At 66.2% G+C, this 23,066-nt stretch carries 22 protein-coding genes and 1 pseudogene; 2 read left to right on the forward strand and 21 right to left on the reverse strand.

Features of this window, described 5'->3' with window-relative positions; translation table 11 throughout:
- Window positions 1-48: 48 nt before the first annotated feature.
- The 13 genes and pseudogenes from HWX62_RS26810 to rfbB form a co-directional block, all read right to left on the reverse strand.
- Window positions 49-1,101, reverse strand: a complete 1,053-nt coding sequence (locus HWX62_RS26810) for a hypothetical protein (RefSeq protein WP_347879942.1) — start codon at window positions 1,099-1,101, stop codon at window positions 49-51.
- Window positions 989-2,113: a glycosyltransferase gene (locus HWX62_RS26815; protein WP_175985266.1), complete on the reverse strand. Its 1,125-nt coding sequence runs from the start codon at window positions 2,111-2,113 to the stop codon at window positions 989-991. The genes HWX62_RS26810 and HWX62_RS26815 overlap by 113 nt, the downstream gene beginning before the upstream one ends.
- Window positions 2,110-3,342, reverse strand: a complete 1,233-nt coding sequence (locus tag HWX62_RS26820) for a glycosyltransferase (RefSeq protein ID WP_175930051.1) — start codon at window positions 3,340-3,342, stop codon at window positions 2,110-2,112. Before HWX62_RS26820 ends, HWX62_RS26815 begins: the two co-directional genes overlap by 4 nt.
- Complete coding sequence (wecB, locus tag HWX62_RS26825) at window positions 3,335-4,456, reverse strand: UDP-N-acetylglucosamine 2-epimerase (non-hydrolyzing) (RefSeq protein ID WP_175930175.1); 1,122 nt, start codon at window positions 4,454-4,456, stop codon at window positions 3,335-3,337. The genes HWX62_RS26820 and wecB overlap by 8 nt, the downstream gene beginning before the upstream one ends.
- Window positions 4,453-6,024 (reverse strand): polysaccharide deacetylase family protein, encoded by a 1,572-nt coding sequence (locus HWX62_RS26830; protein WP_175930050.1) that lies wholly within the window; start codon window positions 6,022-6,024, stop codon window positions 4,453-4,455. Before HWX62_RS26830 ends, wecB begins: the two co-directional genes overlap by 4 nt.
- Entirely contained in the window at window positions 6,021-7,391 is a 1,371-nt protein-coding gene (locus HWX62_RS26835) for a phenylacetate--CoA ligase family protein (RefSeq protein WP_175930174.1), read from the reverse strand. Before HWX62_RS26835 ends, HWX62_RS26830 begins: the two co-directional genes overlap by 4 nt.
- Before the next feature lie 106 nt (window positions 7,392-7,497).
- Window positions 7,498-8,304 (reverse strand): ABC transporter ATP-binding protein, encoded by an 807-nt coding sequence (locus HWX62_RS26840; protein ID WP_175930049.1) that lies wholly within the window; start codon window positions 8,302-8,304, stop codon window positions 7,498-7,500.
- 4 nt (window positions 8,305-8,308) lie between these two features.
- A complete protein-coding gene (locus tag HWX62_RS26845; RefSeq protein ID WP_006496663.1) occupies window positions 8,309-9,127 on the reverse strand; it encodes an ABC transporter permease in 819 nt (272 codons plus the stop codon).
- A 3-nt stretch (window positions 9,128-9,130) separates the two neighbouring features.
- Window positions 9,131-10,548: pseudogene (locus HWX62_RS26850) on the reverse strand (mannose-1-phosphate guanylyltransferase/mannose-6-phosphate isomerase).
- A gap of 83 nt (window positions 10,549-10,631) precedes the next feature.
- Window positions 10,632-11,558, reverse strand: a complete 927-nt coding sequence (rfbD, locus tag HWX62_RS26855; RefSeq protein ID WP_175930172.1) for a dTDP-4-dehydrorhamnose reductase — start codon at window positions 11,556-11,558, stop codon at window positions 10,632-10,634.
- Window positions 11,559-11,572: 14 nt separating this feature from the next.
- Entirely contained in the window at window positions 11,573-12,124 is a 552-nt protein-coding gene (gene rfbC / locus HWX62_RS26860; RefSeq protein ID WP_175930048.1) for a dTDP-4-dehydrorhamnose 3,5-epimerase, read from the reverse strand.
- Window positions 12,109-13,002: a glucose-1-phosphate thymidylyltransferase RfbA gene (rfbA, locus tag HWX62_RS26865; RefSeq protein ID WP_175930047.1), complete on the reverse strand. Its 894-nt coding sequence runs from the start codon at window positions 13,000-13,002 to the stop codon at window positions 12,109-12,111. Before rfbA ends, rfbC begins: the two co-directional genes overlap by 16 nt.
- A gap of 11 nt (window positions 13,003-13,013) precedes the next feature.
- Window positions 13,014-14,075, reverse strand: coding sequence for a dTDP-glucose 4,6-dehydratase (gene rfbB / locus HWX62_RS26870; RefSeq protein WP_034187267.1), 1,062 nt, complete (start codon window positions 14,073-14,075; stop codon window positions 13,014-13,016).
- A 343-nt stretch (window positions 14,076-14,418) separates the two neighbouring features.
- On the opposite strand from rfbB, the gene HWX62_RS26875 reads away from it, so the two are divergent.
- Window positions 14,419-15,258: a symmetrical bis(5'-nucleosyl)-tetraphosphatase gene (locus HWX62_RS26875; protein WP_175930046.1), complete on the forward strand. Its 840-nt coding sequence runs from the start codon at window positions 14,419-14,421 to the stop codon at window positions 15,256-15,258.
- A gap of 32 nt (window positions 15,259-15,290) precedes the next feature.
- Here the strand turns inward: HWX62_RS26875 and HWX62_RS26880 are convergent, their stop codons facing one another.
- The 8 genes from HWX62_RS26880 to HWX62_RS26915 all read right to left on the reverse strand — a co-directional run bounded on the left by HWX62_RS26880 (window position 15,291) and on the right by HWX62_RS26915 (window position 21,906).
- Window positions 15,291-16,148: a lysophospholipid acyltransferase family protein gene (locus HWX62_RS26880; protein WP_175930045.1), complete on the reverse strand. Its 858-nt coding sequence runs from the start codon at window positions 16,146-16,148 to the stop codon at window positions 15,291-15,293.
- A 19-nt stretch (window positions 16,149-16,167) separates the two neighbouring features.
- Window positions 16,168-17,445, reverse strand: a complete 1,278-nt coding sequence (locus HWX62_RS26885) for a dihydroorotase (RefSeq protein WP_175930044.1) — start codon at window positions 17,443-17,445, stop codon at window positions 16,168-16,170.
- Window positions 17,446-17,506: 61 nt separating this feature from the next.
- Window positions 17,507-18,538, reverse strand: a complete 1,032-nt coding sequence (locus HWX62_RS26890; protein ID WP_006476735.1) for an aspartate carbamoyltransferase catalytic subunit — start codon at window positions 18,536-18,538, stop codon at window positions 17,507-17,509.
- Window positions 18,539-18,611: 73 nt separating this feature from the next.
- Window positions 18,612-19,136: a bifunctional pyr operon transcriptional regulator/uracil phosphoribosyltransferase PyrR gene (gene pyrR / locus HWX62_RS26895; RefSeq protein ID WP_175930043.1), complete on the reverse strand. Its 525-nt coding sequence runs from the start codon at window positions 19,134-19,136 to the stop codon at window positions 18,612-18,614.
- On the reverse strand, window positions 19,123-19,572 hold the full coding sequence (gene ruvX / locus HWX62_RS26900; protein WP_175930042.1) for a Holliday junction resolvase RuvX: 450 nt from the start codon (window positions 19,570-19,572) through the stop codon (window positions 19,123-19,125). Before ruvX ends, pyrR begins: the two co-directional genes overlap by 14 nt.
- Window positions 19,569-20,147: a YqgE/AlgH family protein gene (locus HWX62_RS26905; protein WP_011544736.1), complete on the reverse strand. Its 579-nt coding sequence runs from the start codon at window positions 20,145-20,147 to the stop codon at window positions 19,569-19,571. Before HWX62_RS26905 ends, ruvX begins: the two co-directional genes overlap by 4 nt.
- A 182-nt stretch (window positions 20,148-20,329) precedes the next feature.
- Window positions 20,330-21,631, reverse strand: coding sequence for a hypothetical protein (locus HWX62_RS26910; RefSeq protein ID WP_175930041.1), 1,302 nt, complete (start codon window positions 21,629-21,631; stop codon window positions 20,330-20,332).
- 104 nt (window positions 21,632-21,735) lie between these two features.
- Window positions 21,736-21,906 (reverse strand): rubredoxin, encoded by a 171-nt coding sequence (locus tag HWX62_RS26915; protein WP_004186709.1) that lies wholly within the window; start codon window positions 21,904-21,906, stop codon window positions 21,736-21,738.
- Between the two features lie 255 nt (window positions 21,907-22,161).
- On the opposite strand from HWX62_RS26915, the gene HWX62_RS26920 reads away from it, so the two are divergent.
- On the forward strand, window positions 22,162-23,028 hold the full coding sequence (locus tag HWX62_RS26920; protein WP_175930040.1) for a hydroxymethylpyrimidine/phosphomethylpyrimidine kinase: 867 nt from the start codon (window positions 22,162-22,164) through the stop codon (window positions 23,026-23,028).
- The last annotated feature ends 38 nt before the right edge of the window (window positions 23,029-23,066 follow it).

The following is a 23,066-nucleotide window of genomic DNA, read 5'->3' on the forward strand; positions in this document are numbered from 1 at the left end:
CGTGCAGCATGCCTGCCGGCTCGGCCGGCATGACTGGCGGCCCCGATCTCAGGCAGACGAGACGGTCCGCCCCGTGTGCGGGTGCTGATTCGCCGCAAAGTGCTCGCGTGCGTATCGTACGTACAGCCGACACGCGAGATCCTGCATCGCGATCAGGTCTCGAGGGAATTGCCCGGACGCATCGGCGGCATCGACGATCGGCCTCATTCCGTCGACGAGTTCACGCTCGTAGTCGGTCAAGCAGTAGGACAACACGTCGTCGAACTGATACGCCGCGACCTTCAATTCCGGGCACAGCGACAGGAAGGTACTGAACAGGCGCTCGACGATGAACGGCAGGAACGGGGCGGCATCGCTGTGCCATGTGTCGCCCATCACGGCGCGCGCGGCCTCGTCGTCCGAATTCCGCTCAAGGAACGTCGCGAGCGGGTCCAGCACACCGCCGACGTACGCGTCCCAGAACCGCTCGGTGCCGACCCAGAAATTCGAATAGCACAACACCTGATGACCGTGGCGTGGCACGGCGTGCAGATCCCACTTCAGGCCGACCGCGTCGACGAGTGCCTGCGAGCGCGCGGTAAGGCCGGGGTGGTTGATTTCCCCCTGCATCCACACGTTGTACGAGTAATACGGGATTTGCGGAAACGGATTGATCAGACAAACGTCGACGTCGCCATGACGATCGACGAACGTCAGAAACCGGCTTGCGTCGACCCGCGTCTTCAGACCGAACTTCGGCGAGAAAATGCCGACCTTGCCCTTTCCACGATGATCGCCGCGCCGCCAGAAATCGACGAGGATGCGAAACTCCCGCCAAGCGGCATGCGAGTTGTCCGCTAGCCTCAGTTCATGGAACGCCGGCTCGGACAGGATTTGTCCTTGCTCGTACAGCGGCTCATAAATCATCACCATCATCGCTCCACCGGCGTTGCAGTGCCTGTCCAGTCCCCCGGCCGGCAACAAGAACCGGCTCGGGCCCACGCGCGCGTCACGATGCAACGCTTCGATACAGCGAACGATAGGCGTCGCCGAGCGCCGGCCCCGAGAACATCGCCTCGTACCGCGCGCGCGCGGCCTGCCCCATGCGTCCGGCCAGCGCATCGTCGGCAAGCAGTGCCTGCATCGCGTCGGCCAGCGCGTCCGGCCGCTGCGGTGGAACGACCAGTCCGGTCACGCCGTGCTCGTTGACGTACGACGTCCCCGATCCAATCTCGCAGCAGATCATCGGCTTGCCGAACATCTCCGCTTCGACGAGCACCATCCCGAACGCCTCGGAACGCAGATGGGACGGCAGCACCATCGCACGGCAAGCCCTCAGCAGCGCGACCTTCTCGTCGTGCGTGACCTGCCCCGCAAACACGACGTTGCGCGCCCCCAGCCGCTGCGCGAGCAAGGCCAGATTCTCGCGCTCAGGGCCGGATCCGGCGATCACGATACGCGCACCGGTGCGCGACGCGGCTTCGACCAGCGTATGCAGCCCCTTATAGTAGCGGAGCACGCCGAGCGCAAGAAAGAACGGCTCGTCATGCAGCCCGAGCCGCGCGATTATCGCGTCGCCGCCGGCCGACACCGGCACATCCCGATAGTCCGCAATTCCGAGCGGAATGGTTTGGAGCCGTTCCGGGCGCACGCAGGAATTGAGGATCGGGCTCGTCGCGGCGTACGCCGGCGATGTCGCGACGACTGCGTCCATGCTGCCCAGCATCCAGCGCATCAACGGCCCGTACACGGCGCCAAGCCATTTTTGCCGGACGATGTCCGAGTGGTAAGTCATTACGGCAGGGCGGCGGGCGCGGCCGAGTAGATGAAGCAGGTCCGCATACGGCCACGGGAAGTGAAAATGCAGCACATCGGCCCACTCGGCCATCTCGCGAAACAGCAACAGCGCACCGGGGCCACCGAGGTCGCACGATGCGGGTGCCGCCCACGAGCGCGCGCGCACGACAGCGCCTTCGTCGAATTCGACGCGCATAGGCTCGGGGGTCGGCGACAGCGTGAAAATCCGCGCATCGACGCCGCACGCGCGCGTCGCGCGTGCGATCTGGCGAATCGCTTCCTGCAGGCCGCCTGGCGGATCGGGGAAGTAGGTGCGGTAGACGTGCAGAACCTTCATGCAGCACCTCTGCGGCGCGCGTGCGCGCCATCGCGCCGGAACGTGATCGCCAGCATCTTGTCGAGTCGCCGCTCCCATGTATTGTCGCCGACCGCCTCGCACGCCTCGTCCGGCGTAAGCCGACCGCGCGTGAGTTGCGCGTCGATCGCTGCGACGAACGATGCGGCATCACCACCGGTGAGAAGGCCTGCGCGCGGCACTTTCGCAAAATCGAGCGGTGTCGACACGACCGGCAATCCGGCCGCGAGATATTCATAGAACTTCATCGGAAACATCGACCGCGTGTAATCGTTCAGCAGCGTCGGCAGCATCCCGACCTGCATGCCACGCAAGTACGCCGGCAGCGCATCGTAGCTGCGATAGCCGAGCCGGTGCACGTTCGGCAGCGCGGCGACGCGCGCCACCAGATCGCTACGCTGCCCTTCGCGTTCCTCGCCGATCAGCACCCAGTGCCAGTCAGGCCGCATGCGGGCCGCATCGTGCAGCAGCGCAAAGTCGACCTTGAAGTCCGACAGCACGCCATGATAGACGATGCGCGGTGACGGAATCGCAGCAAGCTCGGCCGGCAGCGGCCCATCGTCCTGCAATGCGGCACCGAAGTGGCTTGCATCGACGACATTGCCAAAGAAATGCGTGTTCGCGTTGTACGGCCGACATTTGTCGAGCAGCGCCGTCGCGGTCGTAAACACCGCGTCGCACCCGGCAAGCAGCTCACGCTGCGCCGATTCGAATGCGTCGACATCGACGCCCGGAATCGCACCGATGTCGTCGACGCAGTGATAGACGAGCGGCCCGTGCGGGAGTCGCGAAATCGCATGGAGCATGTACGGATGGTAAGTCCAGACAACCGGCGCGACGAAGCTGCGGCCGCGCGCGAAACGCGTGACGGTCCAGCGCAGCAGTGTCTGGTTCAGCGCACGCACGAGCGGCCAGTGATGTTTGGCGGGCACCATCAACGGCGACAGCACCCACACGTTTGGTGCGCGGCGCGGCGGTCCGAGCACGAGCGACTGCACGCCCCGCCAGAGCCGCCGCCACAAGCGGGCCCAGTCACGGCCGCTGCCGACCTTCGGCGCACGAAAGCCTACGCTTTCGACGTACAACACGCGCCACCCCCGGCTCGCCAGTATGCTTGCCGTGTGCTGCTTGTTGGTCCAGTACGGTTCGTCCCAATCGGCAGTCGAGAACAGTACGCAGTCGGCGACAACGTCATGTGCGCGATCAGTCACCGAACGCCTCGAATGGCCGGCCGAGCAGACTGTCGACGATGCGACGCGATGCGAAGCCGTCGCCATACGGATTCGGGCGATCGCGCAGCGCGTCGCGTCGCGAGCGGTCGTCGAGCCAGCCGACCACCGCCTGTTCGATACGCTCGGGCGCCTGCCCGGCAAGCGTCGCATAGCCAGCGTCGACACCTTCCCTGCGTTCGGTATGGTTGCGCATGACGACGACCGGCACGCCGAAGGTCGGTGCCTCTTCCTGAATGCCGCCGGAATCGCTAACGACGAGCGCACTGCGGCTGATCAGGTAAAGGCTCGTGGGATAGTCGACGGGCTCGATCAGCGACAGGTTCGGAATGTCGGCCAGCTCGCGCATCACCGGTTCTCGCACCGCCGGATTCAGATGCACCGGGAACACCCAGCGGTAGTCGGCATAGCGCGCGCACAGGTCCCGCAGTACGCGGCAGATGCTGTCGAGCACGTCACCGAAGTTCTCGCGCCGGTGACACGTGACGAGAATATGCTGCTGCTCGGCGCCGTGCCACGGCGGCAACGGATCCGCCGGCAACGTGCTCGACCAGTCGGCGCGCACGCGCGCGATCGCATCGACCACGGTGTTGCCGGTAACGACGATCGATTCGGCCGGCACGCCCTCGTCGAGCAGATGCTGGCGAGCGAGCGACGTCGGGGCGAAATGGCGCGACGCGATTCGTCCGATCAGGGCGCGGTTCGCCTCCTCCGGGAACGGGCTCGTCAGATCGCGCGTGCGCAAGCCGGCTTCGACGTGGCCGACACGCACGCCGCGATGAAAAGCCGCGAGCGCCGCACACATCGCGGTCGTCGTATCGCCCTGCACCAGCACCCAGTCGGGCCGCGCACTCGCAATCGCCTCGTCGAGCTGGGCCAGCAGCCGCGCCGCGAGCGCGTTCAGCGACTGCCCGGGCTGCATCACGTCGAGATTGATGTCAGGCACGATATCGAACGCACCCAACGCCTGCGCGAGCATCTCGCGATGTTGACCCGTCGCGCACACGATCGTCTGCGTGTCAGTGCGCAGTGCGTCGATGAGCGGCGCGAGCTTGATGACCTCGGGACGCGTCCCGACGACAACCATGACTTTCATTGAAACAGCACTCCGCTTTCTATGGCCCGCCGCTCGCCGCGATATTCCGCGACGACCCCATGTGGCGTCGAGCACCAATCCGGCAACTCGATCCGGAATTTGCCGCGCGCGCCCATCACCCGGACGGATGCCTTGAAGCGCAGAAAATCGAGCGCGGCCGCTTCGTGCAGAAACAGCGGACTGGCCGCTTTCGCCCGGATATACGCGACGAACCGTTCGTGCGCGTCGATCCTGGTCGCCTCGTCGGGCCAGCCGTATCGATAACGCGGCGAGAACGGATGATCGAGATAGCCGAACAGCGTGCGTGTCGCGTAAGCGAGATCGAAAGCCTGCTTGAACACCGCGAGCGGATCGCCCTGGCCCAGCATGCATTCGCCGTGCAGCATGCACTGCTGACTATGACCGACGAATCCCTCCGGCAGGCCCGTCAGCATGCCGCCGCGTGCCAGCACGAACTCGGGGTCGTTGCGAATGATCCCGCCGACACAACCGTCGTAGCCCGCATCCGCCAGCGCGCGCAACGCGTACGGCGGCGATTGGTGAAACGGCGACACCGCGTATCGGACCTGCAGCCCCGTCGCTCGCTCGATCATCGCCGCGGAATGCCCGCCTTCGGCGAGCGCTCCCTCGTAGCTGCCTCCCCAGTTCGGCGCATGCGTCGCCGTATGCGACAGCACGGCGCCACCGTCGGCGAGCAGCTCGCGCAGGATTTCATGATGCGCGGGATCGTCGAGATTGCTGGTGTTCACCGCAAGCGAAAACGGAACCCCGAGGCGGCGATAGGCGTCCCATAACGGGCGCGCCGACTCGACGTCCTCGTCACAGTCGAGCCGCGACGTGATCACCGCGTCGCAGCCTGCGGGAATTTCGCTCAATACCGGGCAGCACGGCAGTGCATCGTGCCGATGGTCCGCCACGAATGTCTCGATGAGCCGCCATTCAAACGAATCGAGCGGGCCGACTGCGCGGTTGAACCACAACACGCTCGCATCGCCGAACTCCGTCAGCGAGGCATACGTCCCGACTCTCTCGCCGTCCACAGTCAGCGCGGCCAACTCGGTATCGGCGGGCGCATCGACCGGCTGCTTAAGCGCCCAGATCGATCCGTCGCCGCGAATCGCGCCGTACCCGAGGTTGTTCCATTCGTCGGTGAAATCGAAGCGCTCCAGCGGGCGCCGCCATGCGTCGCCGCCAAGCACCTGTGCACGAGCGCCGTAGCGAATCGCGGCACGGCTTTCACGCGCTTCGTGCGAAGGCGCGGGCTCGCAGCGGCTCGCCGCGGGCCAGCCTACGGGCCACGTACCGTCACGGTGGCCCAGATGGGCGGCGAAGGCGGATGGCAGCCGGCCGAATACGATAAGCTTGCGCGGCCCCGCATGCAGCCATTCGAGCAGCGCGGCGCCCCAGATATCGGGCAAGTCGACCGCAACGGCAATGTCCACCGCGCCGTCGCGCAACGCGTTGCGCGATACCGCCTGCGCCTGCGTGATGCTGACCGAGCGTCGCAGCGCGGCGAGGACGTGCCGCCCGGCTTCGGATGATGCGTCGGTAAAAAGCACGCCGATCATGCGGTCACCACGTGCCGGAACTTGGCGCGATGGCCGACCCGCACGAAATCGTCATGGCCGACGTACGCGATCGTGAAAGCATCCTGCCAGTAATGGCGCAGCTTGTTCGTCGTTTCTTCCGCGTTCGCCCACGGCTCGAGGACGATACGCAACGTCGGCGGTGTCGTGCGCAGGTCGATCTGAAATTCCTGGATCCCGCCGACGCGATGATCGAGCATGTCCTGGATATGATGGGTCGGATGTGCAACGCCGTTGATTGGGACGACGTCGTGGATCCGCCCGACGATGTCGGTCAGGAAGAACCGGTCGCCCTTCTCCTCTACCCGCGCGAGGTCGCCGGTCGCATAACGGATCAACGGCATCAACCGGTTGCGAAAGCCGGTCAGCACCAGCTCATGCGCGCTGTCCACGACCCTGCTTTCGGGCCAGCCTTCCGATTCGAGCACCTGGAACCCGCCTTCGTGCCCGTCGAGCTCGTACGCCATCACGCCAAGCTCGGCAAGACCGTAGCGATCGACGACCCGGCACCTCAACGCCGACGCGATCATCTCGCGAGCATGCGGTTCGAGCAGTTCGCCGCTCGACTCGAACACCTTGAAAGCGTTGCCCCCGCCGTACTTGCGCTGGATGTAGCACGCGAGCGCATACATCGTCGACGGATGCGAATGGGCAAGATAAGGCCGCCGGCGTTTCAGCGTCCGCCACATCTCCTCGAGCCCGTCGTCGTCGATTCGATCGAAGAAAATGTTGCTCCGGTTCATCGCGAAGCACTTGAAATCCTCGCGCGACGGCCATTCCGGAACTGCCTGGTCCGGGAAGCGACACGCGAAATGCAACTCGCTGCGATGACGCAGCTTGCCGATCCGCTCGCGTGCATAGAACGTGACGGCAGACGAATGATCGGCTGCCTCCTGGTCGTAATAGATCGTGCACGACAGTCCGGTCGACCCGCCCGTCTTGCAGGCGTGGTGGCGAATCTGCTCGAGCGGCTTCGACAAAAGCCGTGCGCCCTGCTCGCGAATGATGTCCTTCGTCAGATACGGCAACGCTTCAAGGTAACGCGGATCGCGCCGCACCTTTTCCGCATCGAATTGCCGCTCCGCGAACAGGTCGCGATAGTACGGCACGTGCGTGCCGGCGAACTGCAGGATATCGACGAGCTGATCGAGCGCGATCCGGCGCCGCTCGGCGGCCGGCAAACGGTAATGCCTGCGCAGCGCGTCAATTTTCGGCCGCACGATACGCTGCTCGCGGCTTTCCGCAATCGGGTAAGCAATATAGCCTGCCGCGAGGCCCTTGAGCGTACGCAAGGGCTGGTGCACGAACAGGCTTTCGGAATACCGGAGGAATGGATGATCTGCTTTCATCGGTTTTAATCGTATTGGCCTGGCATCACCGCAGTGGCGTCGCACATCGCGCCGTGCGCCGGTTGCATCGAGGCCGCTATCGGGAGATACCGACGGCCGACGAACGTCATTGCGGAACGTGCTTCGGACGATCGTCCGGCACCAGATCCGCCACGGGCAAGCCCTCGAGCACCGTGTCGCCGGTCGGCTCGGGGCGAATCACCGGCTCGTCGGCGACCATCTGTCCGTGCTCCATCGAAATCTTGCGGGTACACACGCGCGCGACGAGTTCCGGATCGTGCGACGCCAGCACAAGGATCGACGCCTGGCCGACAAGACTTTCGAGCCGCTGCGCGGCCTTCCGGCTGAATTCGGCATCGCCGACGCTCAGCCATTCGTCCATGATCAGGATGTCCGCCTCGATGCTCGTCGAAATCGCGAACGCGAGACGCAGCATCATCCCGCTCGAGTACGTGCGGACCGGCAGGTTCAGATAATCGCCAAGCTCGCTGAAATCGGCAATCTCGTCGATCTTGCCGCGAATCCGCTCCGGCTTCAGGCCGTCGAGGATGCCGCGCAGATAGATGTTCTCGAAGCCGGTGGCATCGGGATCCAGCCCCATCGAGACGTCGAGCAACGAGGCGATCTTGCCCTGGACCTTGAGTTCACCACGCACGGGCGCATAGACGCCCGACAGCGTGCGCAGCAGCGTCGTCTTGCCGGAACCGTTGTGACCGACAAGCCCGATGCGCTCGCCGTGCTCGAAGTTGAAGTTCAGATTGGACAGCGCCTGCACGATCGCGTGGCGCCCGCTGTCCTGGCCGATGCGCCCGCCGGTGGTCAGGTTCAGGACGGTCTTCTTGAGCGACCGGTGCGAATTCTCGTAGATCGGAAATTCGACCGAAATGTCGCGCGCGGTAATCGAGGAACTCACGGTATCAAAGCCAGTAAGGGACACGGTTGCGGAAACGCTTCATCAGGAAATGCGCGAACGCAAAACCGAACACCAGCAGGCCGACGGACCAGGCCCATGACTCCCAATGCGTCGGTCGGCCGGTCAACGGCGCGCGCACGGTCTCGATCAGGTGATAAAGCGGGTTGTATTCGGCGACCCATGCGCGGTCCTTCAGGATTTCCGGCGACCACATCACGGGCGTGAAAAAGAACACGACCTGGATCAGGTTCGTGATGATCGGCGGAATGTCGCGAAAGCGCGCGCAGAGAATCCCGAGCGCGGCCGACAGCCACACGCCGTGCAGGAACAGGATCACCAGCGCGAACGGCACCAGCAGGAACTCCCAGGTCGGCCAGTGCCCAAAGGCCAGCAGCAACACGACGACGACAGGCAGGCTGTGCAACAGGATCACAAAATTGCGCCACGCGATCCGGCACACGTGAACGGTCAGCGGCAGACGGATCTGCTTGATCAGATAGGCCGCGCCGATGAATGCGAGACACCCTTCGTTCGCGACCGCCGCGAGGTACGCCCAGACGACGAGCCCGACCGCGAGATACGGCAGGTAGTCGGCAATCTCCTGGTGCAAGAGCGTCGAGTACAGCGCGCCGAGCACGCCAACCATGATGATCGTGCTAAGCGTAAACCAGAACGGGCCGAGGATGGAGCGGCGATAGCGTTGGCGGATATCGTGCCAGCCGAGCGTGCCCCACACACGCGTCGCACGCATCCCGACCATCAGGTCGTTCTCGCCAGTGTGATTACCGAGATCATCGGTATCGTTCAAGAAAGTCGTTTCCACGTTTTAAGTACGTCCGTAATTGTCCTCGAAGCGAACGATATCGTCTTCGCCGAGGTATTCGCCGCTCTGCACTTCGATCATCACGAGATCGACGATGCCGGGATTCTCCAGCCGATGTTTGTGACCGGCGGGAATATAGGTCGATTCGTCAATGGCGACCAGGAATTCCCGATCGCCATTGACCACCTTGGCCATCCCGCTCACGACCACCCAGTGCTCGCTGCGATGATGATGCATCTGCAGGCTCAGGCTCGCCCCCGGCTTGACGACGATGCGCTTGATCTTGAAGCGCGGGCCTTCCTCGAGCACGGTGTAGGTGCCCCACGGACGATGGACCGTGCGATGCACCTTGTATGCCTCGTGGCCGCGCGCCTTGAGTTCCGCGTAGACATGCTTGACGTGTCCTGCGCGCGGTCGCGATCGGCCACGAGCAATGCGTCCGGCGTATCGATCACGAGCAGGTTGCGTACACCCACGGCGCCGATCAACCGGCTATCGCTGTGCACGAACGTATTGTCGACGTCGACGAGCAGCGCCTCCCCTTCGATCCGGTTGCCGCGTTCGTCCGCCTCCGACAACTCGCTCAGCGACGCCCACGATCCGACATCACTCCAGCCGATGTCGCACGGCACGACGGCAGCGTGGTGACACTTCTCCATCACCGCGTAATCCAGGGAGATATCCGGCACCGCGCCGAAAGTGCCCGGATCAAGGCGAATCTGCACGCCGTGCGGGCTGGCCGACGACGGCGACTGTTCGAGGCTCGCCCTCACCTGCTCCAGCACGTCGGGACAATGCTGTGCCATTTCCTTCAGCATAGTGCCTGCGGTGAAGCAGAACATCCCCGAATTCCACAGGAACCGGCCAGATTCCAGATAGGCCCGCGCGTCGTCAACCTTCGGCTTCTCGACGAATCGCACAACGCTCTCGCCATTCGTCTCGATGTAGCCGTAAGCGGTCTCGGGCGCATCCGGATGCACGCCGAACGTTACGATCTTGCCCTGAAGCGCAAGCGCCTGCGCACGCCGGACGGCATCCGCAAACGCGTCGAATTGCGTGATCACGTGATCGGCGGCCAGCACCAGCATCACGGTTTGCTCACCATGCGCGCTCGCGACATGCAGCGCCGCCGCCGCGACCGCGGGCGCAGTGTTGCGTCCGAATGGTTCGAGGATGAACGACATCGCCAACTGCCGCTGGTTGACTTCGCGAAACTCGTCTTCGGACTTGAAGAACAGCTCGCGATTCGTCACGGTCAGGATTTCGTCGACGCCGTCCAGCGCTGCGGCGCGCACGAATGCCTTCTGAAGCAGGCTCTCGCCGTCGGACAGCCGAATGAACGGCTTCGGATGGGCTTCCCGGGAAACAGGCCAGAGCCTCGACCCGGCACCGCCGCACATGATTACCGGTAGCAAACGCACATGTTCCTCACTTGCGCCAACATTGTCCGTACGACCCGCCGCTGGTATGGCCGAGGCGGCCTCGCGACCGTGCCGTTCCAGATTCATGCGGCGCCACCCGGAGTCGTCAGCATGCCACCCGCCAGACACAACCGCAACGCTTCGCGCCAGTCCGGCGCGGCGACCCCAAATACTTCGTACAGCTTGTCGTTCGACATGCGAGAGTTCGTGGGTCGCTTTGCCGGCGTCGGATAATCGCTCGCCGGAATCGGCAGCACGCGCGGCGCATTCGGCTGACCGGCCAATTCGAAGATCGCCGACGCGAAACCATGCCAGGACGTCGAGCCCGCGGCATTCAGATGATAGACGCCCGCGCGCTTCGCCCACCACTCAGCCGGATCGGCTGCGCCGCGCGATTGGGCGACGACGTGGGCGGTCAGCGTGGCGATGGTGTTGCTCCAGGTCGGCGCTCCGATCTGGTCCGACACCACTTTCAATTCGTCCCGATCCCGGCCGAGACGCAACATCGTCAGCAGGAAGTTGCGGCCGCGTGCGCCGTATACCCAGCTCGTGCGAAAGATCAGATGCGCGGCGCCCGAAGCGGCGATCGCCGCCTCGCCTGCCAGCTTCGATTCTCCATACACGTTTTGCGGACACGTCGGATCGGTTTCCACATATTCACCGTTCTTCGTGCCGTCGAACACGTAGTCGGTCGAATAGTGAATCAGCGGCGCACCCAATTTCCCGGCCTCCTCGGCAAGCACGCCGGGCGCGACGCCGTTGATCGCCATCGCGAGGTCGCGCTCCTGCTCGGCCTTGTCGACTGCGGTGTAGGCGGCCGGATTGACGATCAGCGTCGGCCGGATCTCGCGCACGACCGAGCGGATACGATCCGGATTCGACAGGTCAAGCGCGCCGCGATCGAGCGCGACGACCGTGCCGAGCCCCTGCAGCGTGCGTGCGAGTTCGAACCCGACCTGGCCGTTGACGCCGGTTACCAGAATGCGATGTGCGCTGCGGTTCAAGCTCATGTCGCCCCCTGCACTCACGCGTAGACTTCGGCGTCGCTCAAACGCTTGCCGGCCGCATCCTTCGCCGCCAGCAGCGGTTCGAAATCGATCGGCCACTCGATCCCGATCTCCGGGTCGTTCCACACGATGCTGCGCTCGTGTTCCGGAAACCAGTAGTCGGTCGTCTTGTAAAGGAACTGCGCGGCCTCCGACAGCACGACGAACCCATGCGCGAAACCGGGCGGCACCCACAGTTGCCGGTGGTTGTCGTTCGACAGCACCACACCGACCCACTTGCCAAAATTCGGTGAATTCTTACGAATATCGACAGCGACGTCGAACACCTCGCCCTCGACCACGCGCACGAGCTTGCCCTGCGCATGCTGGATCTGATAATGCAACCCGCGCAGCACGCCTTTCGACGAGCGCGAATGGTTGTCCTGCACGAATTCGATGCCCGGTGCGACCTGCTCGGCGAATTCCTTCCCGTTGAAGCTTTCGTAGAAGAACCCGCGCGCGTCGCCAAACACCTTCGGCTCGATGATCTTGACTTCCGGCAGCGCCGTCGCCGTTACTTGGATGGCCATGCGACTTGATCCGTGAGAATGTTCTTGAGGTACTGCCCGTACGCGTTCTTCGCGAGCGGCTGGGCCAGCTTCAGGACCTGTTCCGCGTCGATCCAGCTCCGGCGGTAGGCGATCTCTTCCGGGCACGCAACCACAAGCCCCTGCCGCTTCTGCAGCGTCGCGATGAAACTGGCCGCCTCGATCAGCGAATCGTGCGTGCCGGTATCGAGCCACGCATAGCCGCGCCCCATGATCTCGACGTTCAGCGCACCGCTTTCGAGATAGCGCGAATTGACATCGGTGATTTCGAGCTCGCCGCGCGGCGACGGCTTGATGTCGGCCGCGATGTCGCATACGCGGTTGTCGTAGAAGTACAGGCCCGTCACCGCGTAGTTCGAACGCGGCTTCGCGGGCTTCTCCTCGATCGACAGCGCGCGGAACGACTTGTCGAATTCGACGACGCCGTAACGTTCCGGATCGTGCACGTGATACGCGAACACGGTCGCGCCCGTTTCCTGCGCATGCGCCCGTTCCAGCTGCTTCGCCAGGTCGTGCCCGTAGAAGATGTTGTCGCCCAGGATCAGCGCCGACGGATCGTTGCCGACGAACTCCTTGCCGATGATGAACGCCTGCGCGAGCCCATCAGGCGACGGCTGCACCGCGTACTGGATGTTCATCCCCCACTGGCTGCCGTCGCCGAGCATCGACTCGAAGCGCGGCGTGTCCTGCGGCGTCGAGATGATCAGTACATCACGAATGCCCGCGACCATCAGCGTCGACAGCGGGTAGTAGATCATCGGCTTGTCGTACACCGGCAGGAGCTGCTTCGATACGACGTGCGTGATCGGATACAGCCGTGTGCCGGAACCGCCGGCGAGAATGATGCCTTTACGTGCCATCGCTTCTCTCCTCAAGTGCGTTTCGCGTAGTTCGTTTCGACCCACTTGCGGTACTCGCCCGATGCGACCTCATCGACCCAGACCTGGTTGTCGAGGTACCAGTCGACGGTCTTCGCCAGACCGGTCTCGAAGGTTTCCGCAGGCTTCCAGCCGAGCTCGCGTTCGAGCTTGCGCGCATCGATCGCGTAGCGGCGATCGTGGCCGGGCCGGTCGGTCACATAGGTGATCTGGTCACGGTACGAACCCGCTGCCTTCGGGCGCGCCTTGTCGAGCAGGTCGCACAGCGTATGCACGACTTCGAGGTTCTTCTTCTCGTTCCAGCCGCCGACGTTGTACGTCTCGCCCGGTACGCCGCGCGCGAGCACTTCGCGGATCGCACTGCAGTGGTCGCCGACGTACAGCCAGTCGCGCACGTTCTGGCCGTCGCCATACACCGGCAGCGGCTTGCCCGCGAGCGCGTTCGCGATCATCAGCGGGATCAGCTTTTCCGGGAACTGGTACGGGCCGTAGTTGTTCGAACAGTTTGTCGTCAGCACCGGCAGGCCATACGTATGATGGTACGCACGCACCAGGTGGTCGGAGCCCGCCTTCGTCGCGGAATACGGGCTGTTCGGCGCGTACGGCGTCGTCTCCGAGAATTGCGGGTCGGTAGCCGACAGCGAACCGAACACCTCGTCGGTCGACACGTGCAGGAAGCGGAACGCGGCCTTGTCGGCGTCGTTCAGGCCGTTCCAGTACTGACGGGTGGCCTCGAGCAGCGTGAACGTGCCGACGACGTTGGTCTGCACGAAGTCCGCGGGACCGTGGATCGAGCGATCGACGTGGCTTTCCGCGGCGAAGTGCAGCACCGCGCGGGGCTTGTGCTCAGCCAGGAGCGCGTCAAGTGCGTCGCGGTCGCAGATGTCCACGCGCGCAAACACGTGCTTCGGGTTTCCGTCCAGCGACTGCAGCGTGCGCAGGTTCCCTGCGTACGTCAGCTTGTCGACGTTGAGCACGGCTTCGTCGGATGCGCGCAGCCAGTCGAGTACAAAATTGGCACCGATAAAACCCGCGCCGCCCGTAACCAGGATCATGAGGCTTCCTCAAATAGTGTGCGGCGGACGCCATCAGGCGCCGGCCACCTCAGATTCGCAAATGCTAGTAGCTTGTGATCGCCACGTCAGACCGGGAATTTTAACCGGTCGACATGGGCTCCAAAGTCATGAAATGCTAATTTTGTTGGGGAAAGCGACAATTATAGGGAGCCGCCCCCTGCAAAAGCCATGCCGCTAACAACTTGATACAGCGCTTCCAACCCTTTCCGAGGGTGAAATTTCTTGCCAAATCAACCCACTATTGCGGAACATAAATTGCGCAACCCTGCATTGATCGGATAATTTTTCCCACCTTCTCGATACCCGCAAAATCCTCCGCCCCATGACCCTCCCCCCCATCGCCATCGGCGACATCCAAGGCTGTCATTCCGCTTTCCAGTCGCTGCTCGACAAGCTTTCAGCCCCCGCCGACACGCCGCTCTGGATCGCCGGCGACGTCGTCAACCGTGGTCCCGGCTCCCTCGCCGCGCTGCGTGCGGTCGTCGACCTCGGCCCGCGCGCGACGGTCGTACTCGGCAACCACGACCTCCACCTGCTCGCAGTCTCGGCCGGCCTGCGCACCGGGCGCCCGGGCGACACCATCGGCGAGATCCTCGACGCGCCGGACGCCGACGCGCTGCTCGACTGGGTTCGCCATCGCCCGTTCGTGCATGTCGAGGATGGAAAGCTGCTCGTCCACGCCGGCGTGCTGCCGCAATGGGACGCCACGCTCGCGCTCGAACTCGCGGACGAACTGCAGCGCGCGCTGCGTGCCCCCGACTGGCACGGCACGCTGCAAGGCTTGTACGGCAACGAGCCGAATCAATGGAACCCGAACCTGAAAAAACGCGACCGGATGCGCGTCGCGTTCAACGCGTTCACGCGCCTGCGCTTCTGCACGCCCGACGGCGCGATGGAATTCAAGGCGAACGGCGGCCCCGACAGCGCGCCGCCCGGTTACCTGCCGTGGTTCGACGTGCCGGGGCGCCGCACCGAGGACGTGACGGTCGTGTTCGGGCACTGGGCCGCACTCGGCCTGATGTTGCGCGAGAACGTGGTCGCGCTCGATTCGGGATGCGTATGGGGGAATCAGCTATCGGCCGTGCGGCTCACGGCCGATCCGGCGCGGCGCACGGTCACGCAGGTACAGTGCGAAGCGTGCCGCTCACCGGGCGGCGAGTGACGGCACGCCGATTCCCGCAACCAGGCGGCGCGTCAGCCTTCGCGCCCCGGCACGGGCGTATCGGTCGTTGCTTCGCCCGCCGCGTCGGCACCGAGCTCGGTCGCCGGATACGCGTGCTTCTGCAACTCCGCGAGCGACTCGGCCGTCGGCTTGCCGACCTTGGCCTGCAGCGTCGCCAGTGCGGCGGCAATCGCGTCGCGCGCCGCCGCGGACGTCGCCCGACGGTCGCCGCCCGGCGCGATCGGCTCGCACACGTACAGATGCGCGACGAGCGGGCCGCCGCGCAGCACCATGTCGAGCGACGTGCCGAGCGACAGGTCGCCCGTATAGGCCGGCGCGACCGACTGGCGCCCGTGCGCGTCCTCGTACATCAGGCATATCGGCTGCACCGCGGCGCCGGCCGATACCGCGGCCTGGAACAGGTTCGCATGGAACGGCAGCAGGTCCAGGCCGTCGGACGTCGTCCCTTCCGGAAACACGCACATCACCCCGCCGTTGCGCAGCCGCTCGGCCATCTCGTGCATGACCCGCATGGCCTCGGTGCGCTTCTCGCGCTGCAGAAACACGGTGTCGAGCTTCTCGGCGAGCCAGCCGACCACCGGCCACTGCCGTACCTCGGCCTTCGACACGAACGGCGTCGGCCGCCACGCGTTGACGGTGTAGATGTCGAGCCACGACACATGGTTGCCGACGACGAGCGCGCCCGCGTCGAGGCGCGCCGCGTCGTTGTGGACGACGACGCGCATCCCGCAGATCCGCAGCATCTTGAGCGACCAGCGTCGTATCAGCTCGGCGCGGCGCGCGGGCGTGACGTGCGAAAAACGCAACGCGACGATCACCATGCCGCGCAGCAGGTGAAAGACGAGACGCAGCTTGCGAATGGCGATCATGGCGAAGGTTCCGCGTGGTTCAGTGGCGCTCGAACGCGACCTGCCCGCCCACGAGCGTCGCGCGCACGGTGGCCGGCAGTTCGTAGCCGAGGAACGGCGAGTTGTGGCCCTGGCTCTTCAGCGCACGCGGCTCGACGCGCCAGTGCGCGCGCGGGTCGAACACGCACAGGTCGGCCGCGCCGCCTTCGGCGAGGCGGCCCGCCGGCAGCTGCAGCACGTCGGCCGGCGCGGAGGTGATGCGGCGCAGCGCCTGCGCGAGCGGCGTGCGCGTCTCGTCCGCCCACTTCAGCGTCAGCGACAGCAGCAGCTCGAGCCCCGTCGCGCCGGGTGTCGCTTCGGCGAACGGCAACAGCTTCTCGTCGTCGTCGACCGGCGTGTGGTCGGAGCAGATCGCGTCGATCGTGCCGTCGGCGAGCGCCGCGCGGATCGCTTCACGGTCGCGCTCGCCGCGCAGCGGCGGGTCGAGCCGGAACTGCGAATCGAAGTAGCCGATGTCGACGTCGATCAGGTGGACGTGGTTCACGCCGACGTCGCAGGTCACGGGCAGCCCTTCCGCCTTCGCCGCGCGCACGAGCGCGAGGCCGGCCGCCGACGACAGCCGCGCGAGGTGCACGCGCGCGCCCGTCACGCGCATCAGTTCGAAAATGGTGTGCAGCGCGATCGTCTCGGCCGCGACCGGCACGCCGGACAACCCGAGCCGCGACGCGAGCGCGCCGCTCGCGGCCACGCCGCCGCGGCCGATGAACGCGTCGAGCGGGCGCAGCCACGTCGTGTAGCCGTACGTGCTCGCGTACTGCAGCGCGCGCAGCAGCACCTGCGTGTCGCGCACCGGCACGTTGGCGTGCGTGAAGCCGACGCAGCCGGATTCCGTCAGCGCGACCATCTCGGTGATGACTTCGCCCTTGAGGCCGACCGTCAGCGCGCCGAGCGGATGCACGTTCGCCTGCCGCAGGTTGCGCGCGCGGAACTTGAGCATTTCGACGAGGCCCGGCTCGTCGAGCACGGGATCGGTATCCGGCGGGCACACGAGCGTCGTGACGCCGCCCGCGACGGCCGCGGCCATCTCGGACGCGAGCGTCGCCTTGTGTTCGTAGCCCGGCTCGCGCAGCCGCGCGCACAGGTCGACGAGGCCGGGCGCGACGATCAGGCCCGACGCGTCGATCGTCTTGTCCGCGTTGAAACCGGCCGGTGCACCGCCAAGCGCGGCGATCTTGCCGTCCGCGACGAATACGTCGGCCTGCCGCTCGGTGCCGGCGACCGGGTCGATCAGCGTGCCGCCTTTGATATGAATCTTCATGCGCTGTCTGTGAATGCGTTGATTGCGTTGAATGCCTGAACGGAAATGCGCGAAAGCGGGCTCAGTCGCTGTTGCCGGCGACGATGCCCATCACCGCCATCCGCACGGCGATGCCGAACGTGACCTGGTTGAGGATCACCGACTGCGGGCCGTCGGCGACCTGCGAATCGATCTCGACGCCGCGGTTCATCGGCCCCGGGTGCATCACGATCGCGTCGGGTGCGGCGAGCGCGAGGCGCTCGGGCGTCAGGCCCCACGTCTTGAAATACTCCTGCGCGGACGGCAGCAGCGCGCCGCTCATCCGTTCGTTCTGCAGGCGCAGCATGATGATCACGTCGACGCCCTTGAGCCCCTCGTCGAGGTTGTGGAACACCTTCACGCCCATCTGCTCGAGGCCGCCCGGCAGCAACGTGCGCGGGCCGATCGCCCGCACTTCCGGCACGCCGAGCGTGGTGAGCGCGTGGATGTCGGAGCGCGCGACGCGCGAGTGCAGGATGTCGCCGACGATCGCCACGCGCAGCTTCGTGAAGTCGCGCTTGTAGTGGCGGATCGTGTACATGTCGAGCAGGCCCTGCGTCGGGTGCGCGTGGCGGCCGTCGCCGGCGTTGATCACGTGCACGTGCGGCGCGCAGTGCTCGGCGATCAGGTACGGCGCGCCGCTCGATGCGTGGCGCACGACGAACAGATCGGCATGCATCGCCGACAGGTTGTTGATCGTGTCGAGCAGCGATTCGCCCTTGCTCGTCGACGACGCATTGATGTTCAGGTTCAGCACGTCGGCCGACAGGCGCGTCGCGGCGATCTCGAAGGTCGTGCGCGTGCGCGTCGAGTTCTCGAAGAACAGGTTGAACACGGACTTGCCGCGCAGCAGCGGCACCTTCTTCACTTCACGGTCCGTCACGCTGACGAACTGCTCGGCCGTATCGAGGATGTGATTGACGATCGAGCGCGGCAGGCCCTCGATCGACAGCAGGTGCTTCAGCTCGCCGTTTTTCGTGAGCTGCGGGTTGCCCTTCAGGAAGCCGTAGCGAAACCGGTCGGGGCTCGCGGCCGCCGCGGGATTGCCGGTGCGGCCAGTGGTGTCGGTGGTCATGGTGTGCGTGATTCCAACTATGCAAACGGGCCGCGGTGCGAACCAGCGGCCCGGGATACGGTTCGCGTGTCGTTCAGGCGCCGTGCGACTCGCCGTGGGCCTCGATACGCAGCGTGAACTGCGCGTCGTCGCGCGCGAGCACGAGCGTCGCGCCGGCCGGCACGTCGAGCGTGCCGCCCGCGAAGCGTGCGGCGACCGGCAATTCGCGACCGCCGCGATCGGCCAGCACCGCGAGCTCGACCGCGGCCGGGCGGCCGTAGTCGTACAGCTCGTTGAGCGCCGCGCGCACGGTGCGCCCGGTGTACAGCACGTCGTCGACGAGCACGATGCGCGCGCCGTCGATCTCGAACGGCAGCGACGTCGGGCTGGCCTGGCTGTGCAGCCCCTTCTTCGCGTAGTCGTCGCGGTGCAGCGCGACGTTGACGACGCCGAACGCCGGTGCGCCGAGATCGCGCGCGAGACGCTCGGCGAGCCACGCGCCGCCGCTGTGAATGCCGGCGAGCCGCGGGCCGCCCGGTTCGGCGAACGCCGTGCCGTACGCGGCGCGGATCTGGTCGAGCAGGACGCGGTAAAGCGCCTCGGCGTCAATGGTGCTCATGGTCGGACAATTGATCGAGATACTGTTGAAGGATGACGCGCGCGGCTTCGGCGTCGAGCATGTCGGCGCGGGCGCGGCCGCGCACGTTGCGCTCGCGCAGCCCGGCCTCGGCCTCGACCGACGAATAGCGCTCGTCGACCCACGTGACGGGCAGCCCGAAGCGGCCGTTCAGCTGGTTGCCGAAACGCTTCGCCTGCTGCGTCATGTCGTGCGGCGTGCCGTCCGGATGCATCGGCAGGCCCACGACGAGCGCGTCCGGCCGCCATTCGGCCAGCAGCTCGCCGACCGCCTTGAAGCGGTGTTCGCGGTTCAAATTCTGGATCACGACGAGCGCACGGGCCGAGCGCGTCAGCGCGTTGCCGATCGCGACGCCGATCCGTTTCTCGCCGTAGTCGAACGCCAGGAGCGTCGCATCGCGCGCGCTCGCGCCACTCATGCGTGCCCTGCTTCGCCGGACAGCATCGACGAGCTGACGCCGAGCAGGCCGAGTGCGGCTTCGAAGCGCTCTTCGGCCGGCGTGTCGAACACGATGCGTGGATCGGCGGCGACCGTCAGCCAGCCGTTGCGGGCGATTTCTTCCTCGAGCTGGCCTGCGCCCCAGCCTGCATGGCCGAGCGTCAGCAGGAAGCGCTTCGGGCCGGTGCCCGTTGCGACCGCCTCGAGCACGTCCTTCGACGTCGTCATCTCGAGCCCGCCGTCGACGGACATCGACGAGTTGTAGCTCGCGCCCTCGACCGGCTCGTGCAGCACGAAGCCGCGCTCGGTCTGGACGGGGCCGCCGAAGTACACGGGAATGTGCAGCAACGGCTCGATGTCGAGCTTCAGGTCGATGCGGTTGAACAGCGATTCGAGGTCGATGTCGGTCGGACGATTGATGACGAGGCCGAGCGCACCGCGCTCGCTGTGATCGCAAAGATAGACCACCGTTCCCGAGAACGTCGGATCGGCCATGTTGGGCATGGCGATCAGGAACTGGTTGGTGAGATTGATGCGATCGGAAGGCTTTGACATGGTTTGAATTTTAGCAAAGACGCCGCGACCTGACCGGGCCGCGATCAACAAGCAACGCCGCGCCACGCTGGCAACGGCGTGCGCGAATCACACGGCACTCTAACACGCGCGCGGGCGCTGTCGGCAGCGTGTTGCAGGCCCGCGCGGCAAGGGCCGCCGTCGCGTGTCCGTCCCCTGGTTCGTCAGGCCCGGCCGAGCGCCGCGCCGAGCGCTTCGGACGCCGCGGTGAGATCCGGCGGCGCGACGCCGGCCGCGATCTTCAGGAGCGCCGCGCGCAGCATGTCGGACGCGTGGCGGTGCGCATCAAGGCCGCCGTCGGCGAGCGGCACGCCGTGCGCCGCACGGCGCCACGCGAGGCCCAGCGTGTCGGCCAGCAGCGCCGCGTGGCCGAGCCCGAGCGCGCAGGCGGCCGTGCCGACCCGGTAGGCGGCGGCGGAGGCACGCCACGCGGCGCCCGGGTCGGCCGCGGCCGGGTTGGCCGCCAGGTCGGCCATCGACGCGTCGGCGGTCTGCAGGAAATCCTCGTAGGCATGCGCGTTGACGGTCACGACGCCGAGCGCGCGGGTCGGTGCGGCGGCGACCGCCTCGTGCTCCGCCCGCGCGGCATCGGCCTCCCACAACGCTTCGGATGCGGGCGTGCCGGCCACGTGCCAGTCGACCGTCAGCCCGTAGTCGTGCAGCACGTCGACGAGCGCGACGTCCTCTGCCGCGGCGCCGAACAGCGCGAAATCGCGCCACAGCAGCGCCACCGTCTCGCGCACCAGTTCGGGCGGCGCGCTGCGCCGGCCCTGCGCGTGTTCGCCGAGCAGCAGATTGGTCCGCGCGAGAAAGCGCTTCAGCTCGGGCGCGCCGCTCGCGCGCAGCGCGCGCACGCACGCGGCCGCGAGCCGCCAGAAATCGTACGGTGCGTCATCGGTGAGCGCGGCCAGCATCGCGTCGAGTTCGTCGAGCGCCGCGCCCGGCGCGCCGTGTTCGGCACGCAGCACGCCGAGCAGCGCCTGCTCGTAGCGGGCGCGGATCCGGGTCGCGAATGCCTCGGGCAGCGCGCGCAGCGTGGCGGGCGGCACCGCGCGGCCGACCAGCGCGAGCGCATCGAGCGGCGCGCTCGCGCGCAGATCGGCGGCGCTTTGCGCGCGCAATGCACGGAAATGCTCGAAGAGAACGGGCGAGCATGCGAGCTCGCGCAGGTTGTGGCGCCCGACGGCCGCACGAAAATCGCGCAGCGCGGCACGCCAGCCGACCGAAGTCGGCTCCGTGGCGACGAGCGGCACGGCGGCCGACAGTTGCCCGGCGAAGCGCGCGGCGGGCAGCCAGCCGGCTTCCGCCAGCACGGCCGCGGCCGCCGAAAGCGGCGCCGCCGCGTCGTCGCGCCGCTCGAATGCATCGGCGGCGGTGGCCAGCCACGCTTCGGCCGCGCGCACGGCCCCGCCACGCGGGTTGGGCAATGCGTCAGGGTGGGGAACGTTCGCCGGATCGGACGTCATGGACACGCGCGCCTGTCATGATCAAGTCGCTCGCGCGAACCGCGGCGCGCGAGCGCCGGGCCGGTGCGAGGCCTGAGCGGAGTGTCCGGCGGCCACAGGTCCGGTCAGATCTGGACCATCTCGAAGTCTTCCTTGCGGGCGCCGCATTCGGGACACGTCCAGTTGATCGGGACGTCTTCCCAGCGCGTGCCCGGGGCGATGCCCTCTTCCGGCAGCCCGGCTTCTTCGTCGTAAATCCAGCCACAAATCAGGCACATCCAGCTCTTGTATTCCATCTTAAGCCGCGTCGGGGAAAAGTCGGTAAATTCGGGAGCCATGATGGTACCGTGTCGGGGCCGGACTGCCTAGCAATCGCGCTGGAGGACGGCAACTACGTTGCGCCGCGCTAAAAAATCCGTCGTACCGGCCGGATTCCACCGCATAATGGTTGAAAAGTGCGGCCTGCCGGGCAACACGGGGCCGAACAAGCCCATCCGCCTCGCCGTCCGCATTTCCGTCGCTTGTCCGTTTTTCTCTTGCCCCATTTTTACATGTCCAGCAACGCCCCTCCGATCGTCCTCACCTTCGGCCTGTCCGATCCCACCGGCGGCTCCGGCCTCCAAGCCGATCTGATGACCCTGGCGAGCATGGGCTGTCACGGCGTGTCCGTCCTGACCGGCTATACCGTGCGCGACTCGGCCGCCTGCGATGAAGTAACGGGCCTCGATCCCGACGTCGTCGCCGCGCAGGCGCGCATGCTGCTCGAGGACATGCCGGTTGCCGCATTCAAGATCGGCGCGGCGACGCGCGCGGAAGTCGTGAGCGCGATCGCCGAAGTCGTCGCCGACTACGACGGCGTGCCGCTCGTGCTCGCGCCGGATTTCACGCTCGACGACGAACACGTGCTCGCCGCCGACGACCTGCGCGAATCGATCGCCGACCTGCTGGCGCCGCAAACGACGTTGCTGGTCGCCGACCACGCGACGCTGATCGCACTCGCCCAGCCCGACGGCGATGCCGAGGCGCCGAATCTCGACGCGGCCGTGTCGCACCTGCTGTCGCAGGGCTGCGAATACATCCTGTCGTCGGAAACGGGCTCGCACCGGCTCGTCAATACGCTGTACGGCGAGGAAGGCCAACTACGCGAAGACATGTGGGATCGCTCGCCGCATCGACTGATGGGCATCACCGATACGCTCGGCGCGGCCATCGCGGCGCTGCTCGCGAACGGGCAGGAACCGCCCGAAGCCGTGCGCGAGGCGCAGGAATACCTGTACCAGGCCGTGCGCGACGCGTTCCGGCCCGGCATGGGCGCGTACCTGCCCGACCGGTTCTTCTGGGCGCGCAGCAACGACGAGTCGGACACGCCGCCGGCCGTGAAGGCCGACCCGGCGCCGCGGACGTCGCATCGGCATTGAGTCGTGATGCGGCGGGCCGGCCCCGCCGCACGCCGCGC

The organism is Burkholderia sp. BCC0506 (genome assembly GCF_902833145.1).
In the GTDB taxonomy this organism is placed as follows: Bacteria; Pseudomonadota; Gammaproteobacteria; order Burkholderiales; family Burkholderiaceae; genus Burkholderia.

Coding starts and splice junctions, on each gene's coding strand:
- HWX62_RS26810 (WP_347879942.1), bottom strand. CDS start 1,101: ATGCGCTGGCCGGACGCATGGGGCAGGCCGCGCGCGCGCGGTACGAGG.
- HWX62_RS26815 (WP_175985266.1), bottom strand. CDS start 2,113: ATGAAGGTTCTGCACGTCTACCGCACCTACTTCCCCGATCCGCCAGGC.
- wecB (WP_175930175.1), bottom strand. CDS start 4,456: ATGAAAGTCATGGTTGTCGTCGGGACGCGTCCCGAGGTCATCAAGCTC.
- HWX62_RS26830 (WP_175930050.1), bottom strand. CDS start 6,024: ATGATCGGCGTGCTTTTTACCGACGCATCATCCGAAGCCGGGCGGCAC.
- HWX62_RS26835 (WP_175930174.1), bottom strand. CDS start 7,391: ATGAAAGCAGATCATCCATTCCTCCGGTATTCCGAAAGCCTGTTCGTG.
- rfbD (WP_175930172.1), bottom strand. CDS start 11,558: ATGAGCTTGAACCGCAGCGCACATCGCATTCTGGTAACCGGCGTCAAC.
- rfbC (WP_175930048.1), bottom strand. CDS start 12,124: ATGGCCATCCAAGTAACGGCGACGGCGCTGCCGGAAGTCAAGATCATC.
- rfbA (WP_175930047.1), bottom strand. CDS start 13,002: ATGGCACGTAAAGGCATCATTCTCGCCGGCGGTTCCGGCACACGGCTG.
- rfbB (WP_034187267.1), bottom strand. CDS start 14,075: ATGATCCTGGTTACGGGCGGCGCGGGTTTTATCGGTGCCAATTTTGTA.
- HWX62_RS26875 (WP_175930046.1), top strand. CDS start 14,419: ATGACCCTCCCCCCCATCGCCATCGGCGACATCCAAGGCTGTCATTCC.
- HWX62_RS26880 (WP_175930045.1), bottom strand. CDS start 16,148: ATGATCGCCATTCGCAAGCTGCGTCTCGTCTTTCACCTGCTGCGCGGC.
- HWX62_RS26885 (WP_175930044.1), bottom strand. CDS start 17,445: ATGAAGATTCATATCAAAGGCGGCACGCTGATCGACCCGGTCGCCGGC.
- HWX62_RS26890 (WP_006476735.1), bottom strand. CDS start 18,538: ATGACCACCGACACCACTGGCCGCACCGGCAATCCCGCGGCGGCCGCG.
- pyrR (WP_175930043.1), bottom strand. CDS start 19,136: ATGAGCACCATTGACGCCGAGGCGCTTTACCGCGTCCTGCTCGACCAG.
- ruvX (WP_175930042.1), bottom strand. CDS start 19,572: ATGAGTGGCGCGAGCGCGCGCGATGCGACGCTCCTGGCGTTCGACTAC.
- HWX62_RS26905 (WP_011544736.1), bottom strand. CDS start 20,147: ATGTCAAAGCCTTCCGATCGCATCAATCTCACCAACCAGTTCCTGATC.
- HWX62_RS26910 (WP_175930041.1), bottom strand. CDS start 21,631: ATGACGTCCGATCCGGCGAACGTTCCCCACCCTGACGCATTGCCCAAC.
- HWX62_RS26915 (WP_004186709.1), bottom strand. CDS start 21,906: ATGGAATACAAGAGCTGGATGTGCCTGATTTGTGGCTGGATTTACGAC.
- HWX62_RS26920 (WP_175930040.1), top strand. CDS start 22,162: ATGTCCAGCAACGCCCCTCCGATCGTCCTCACCTTCGGCCTGTCCGAT.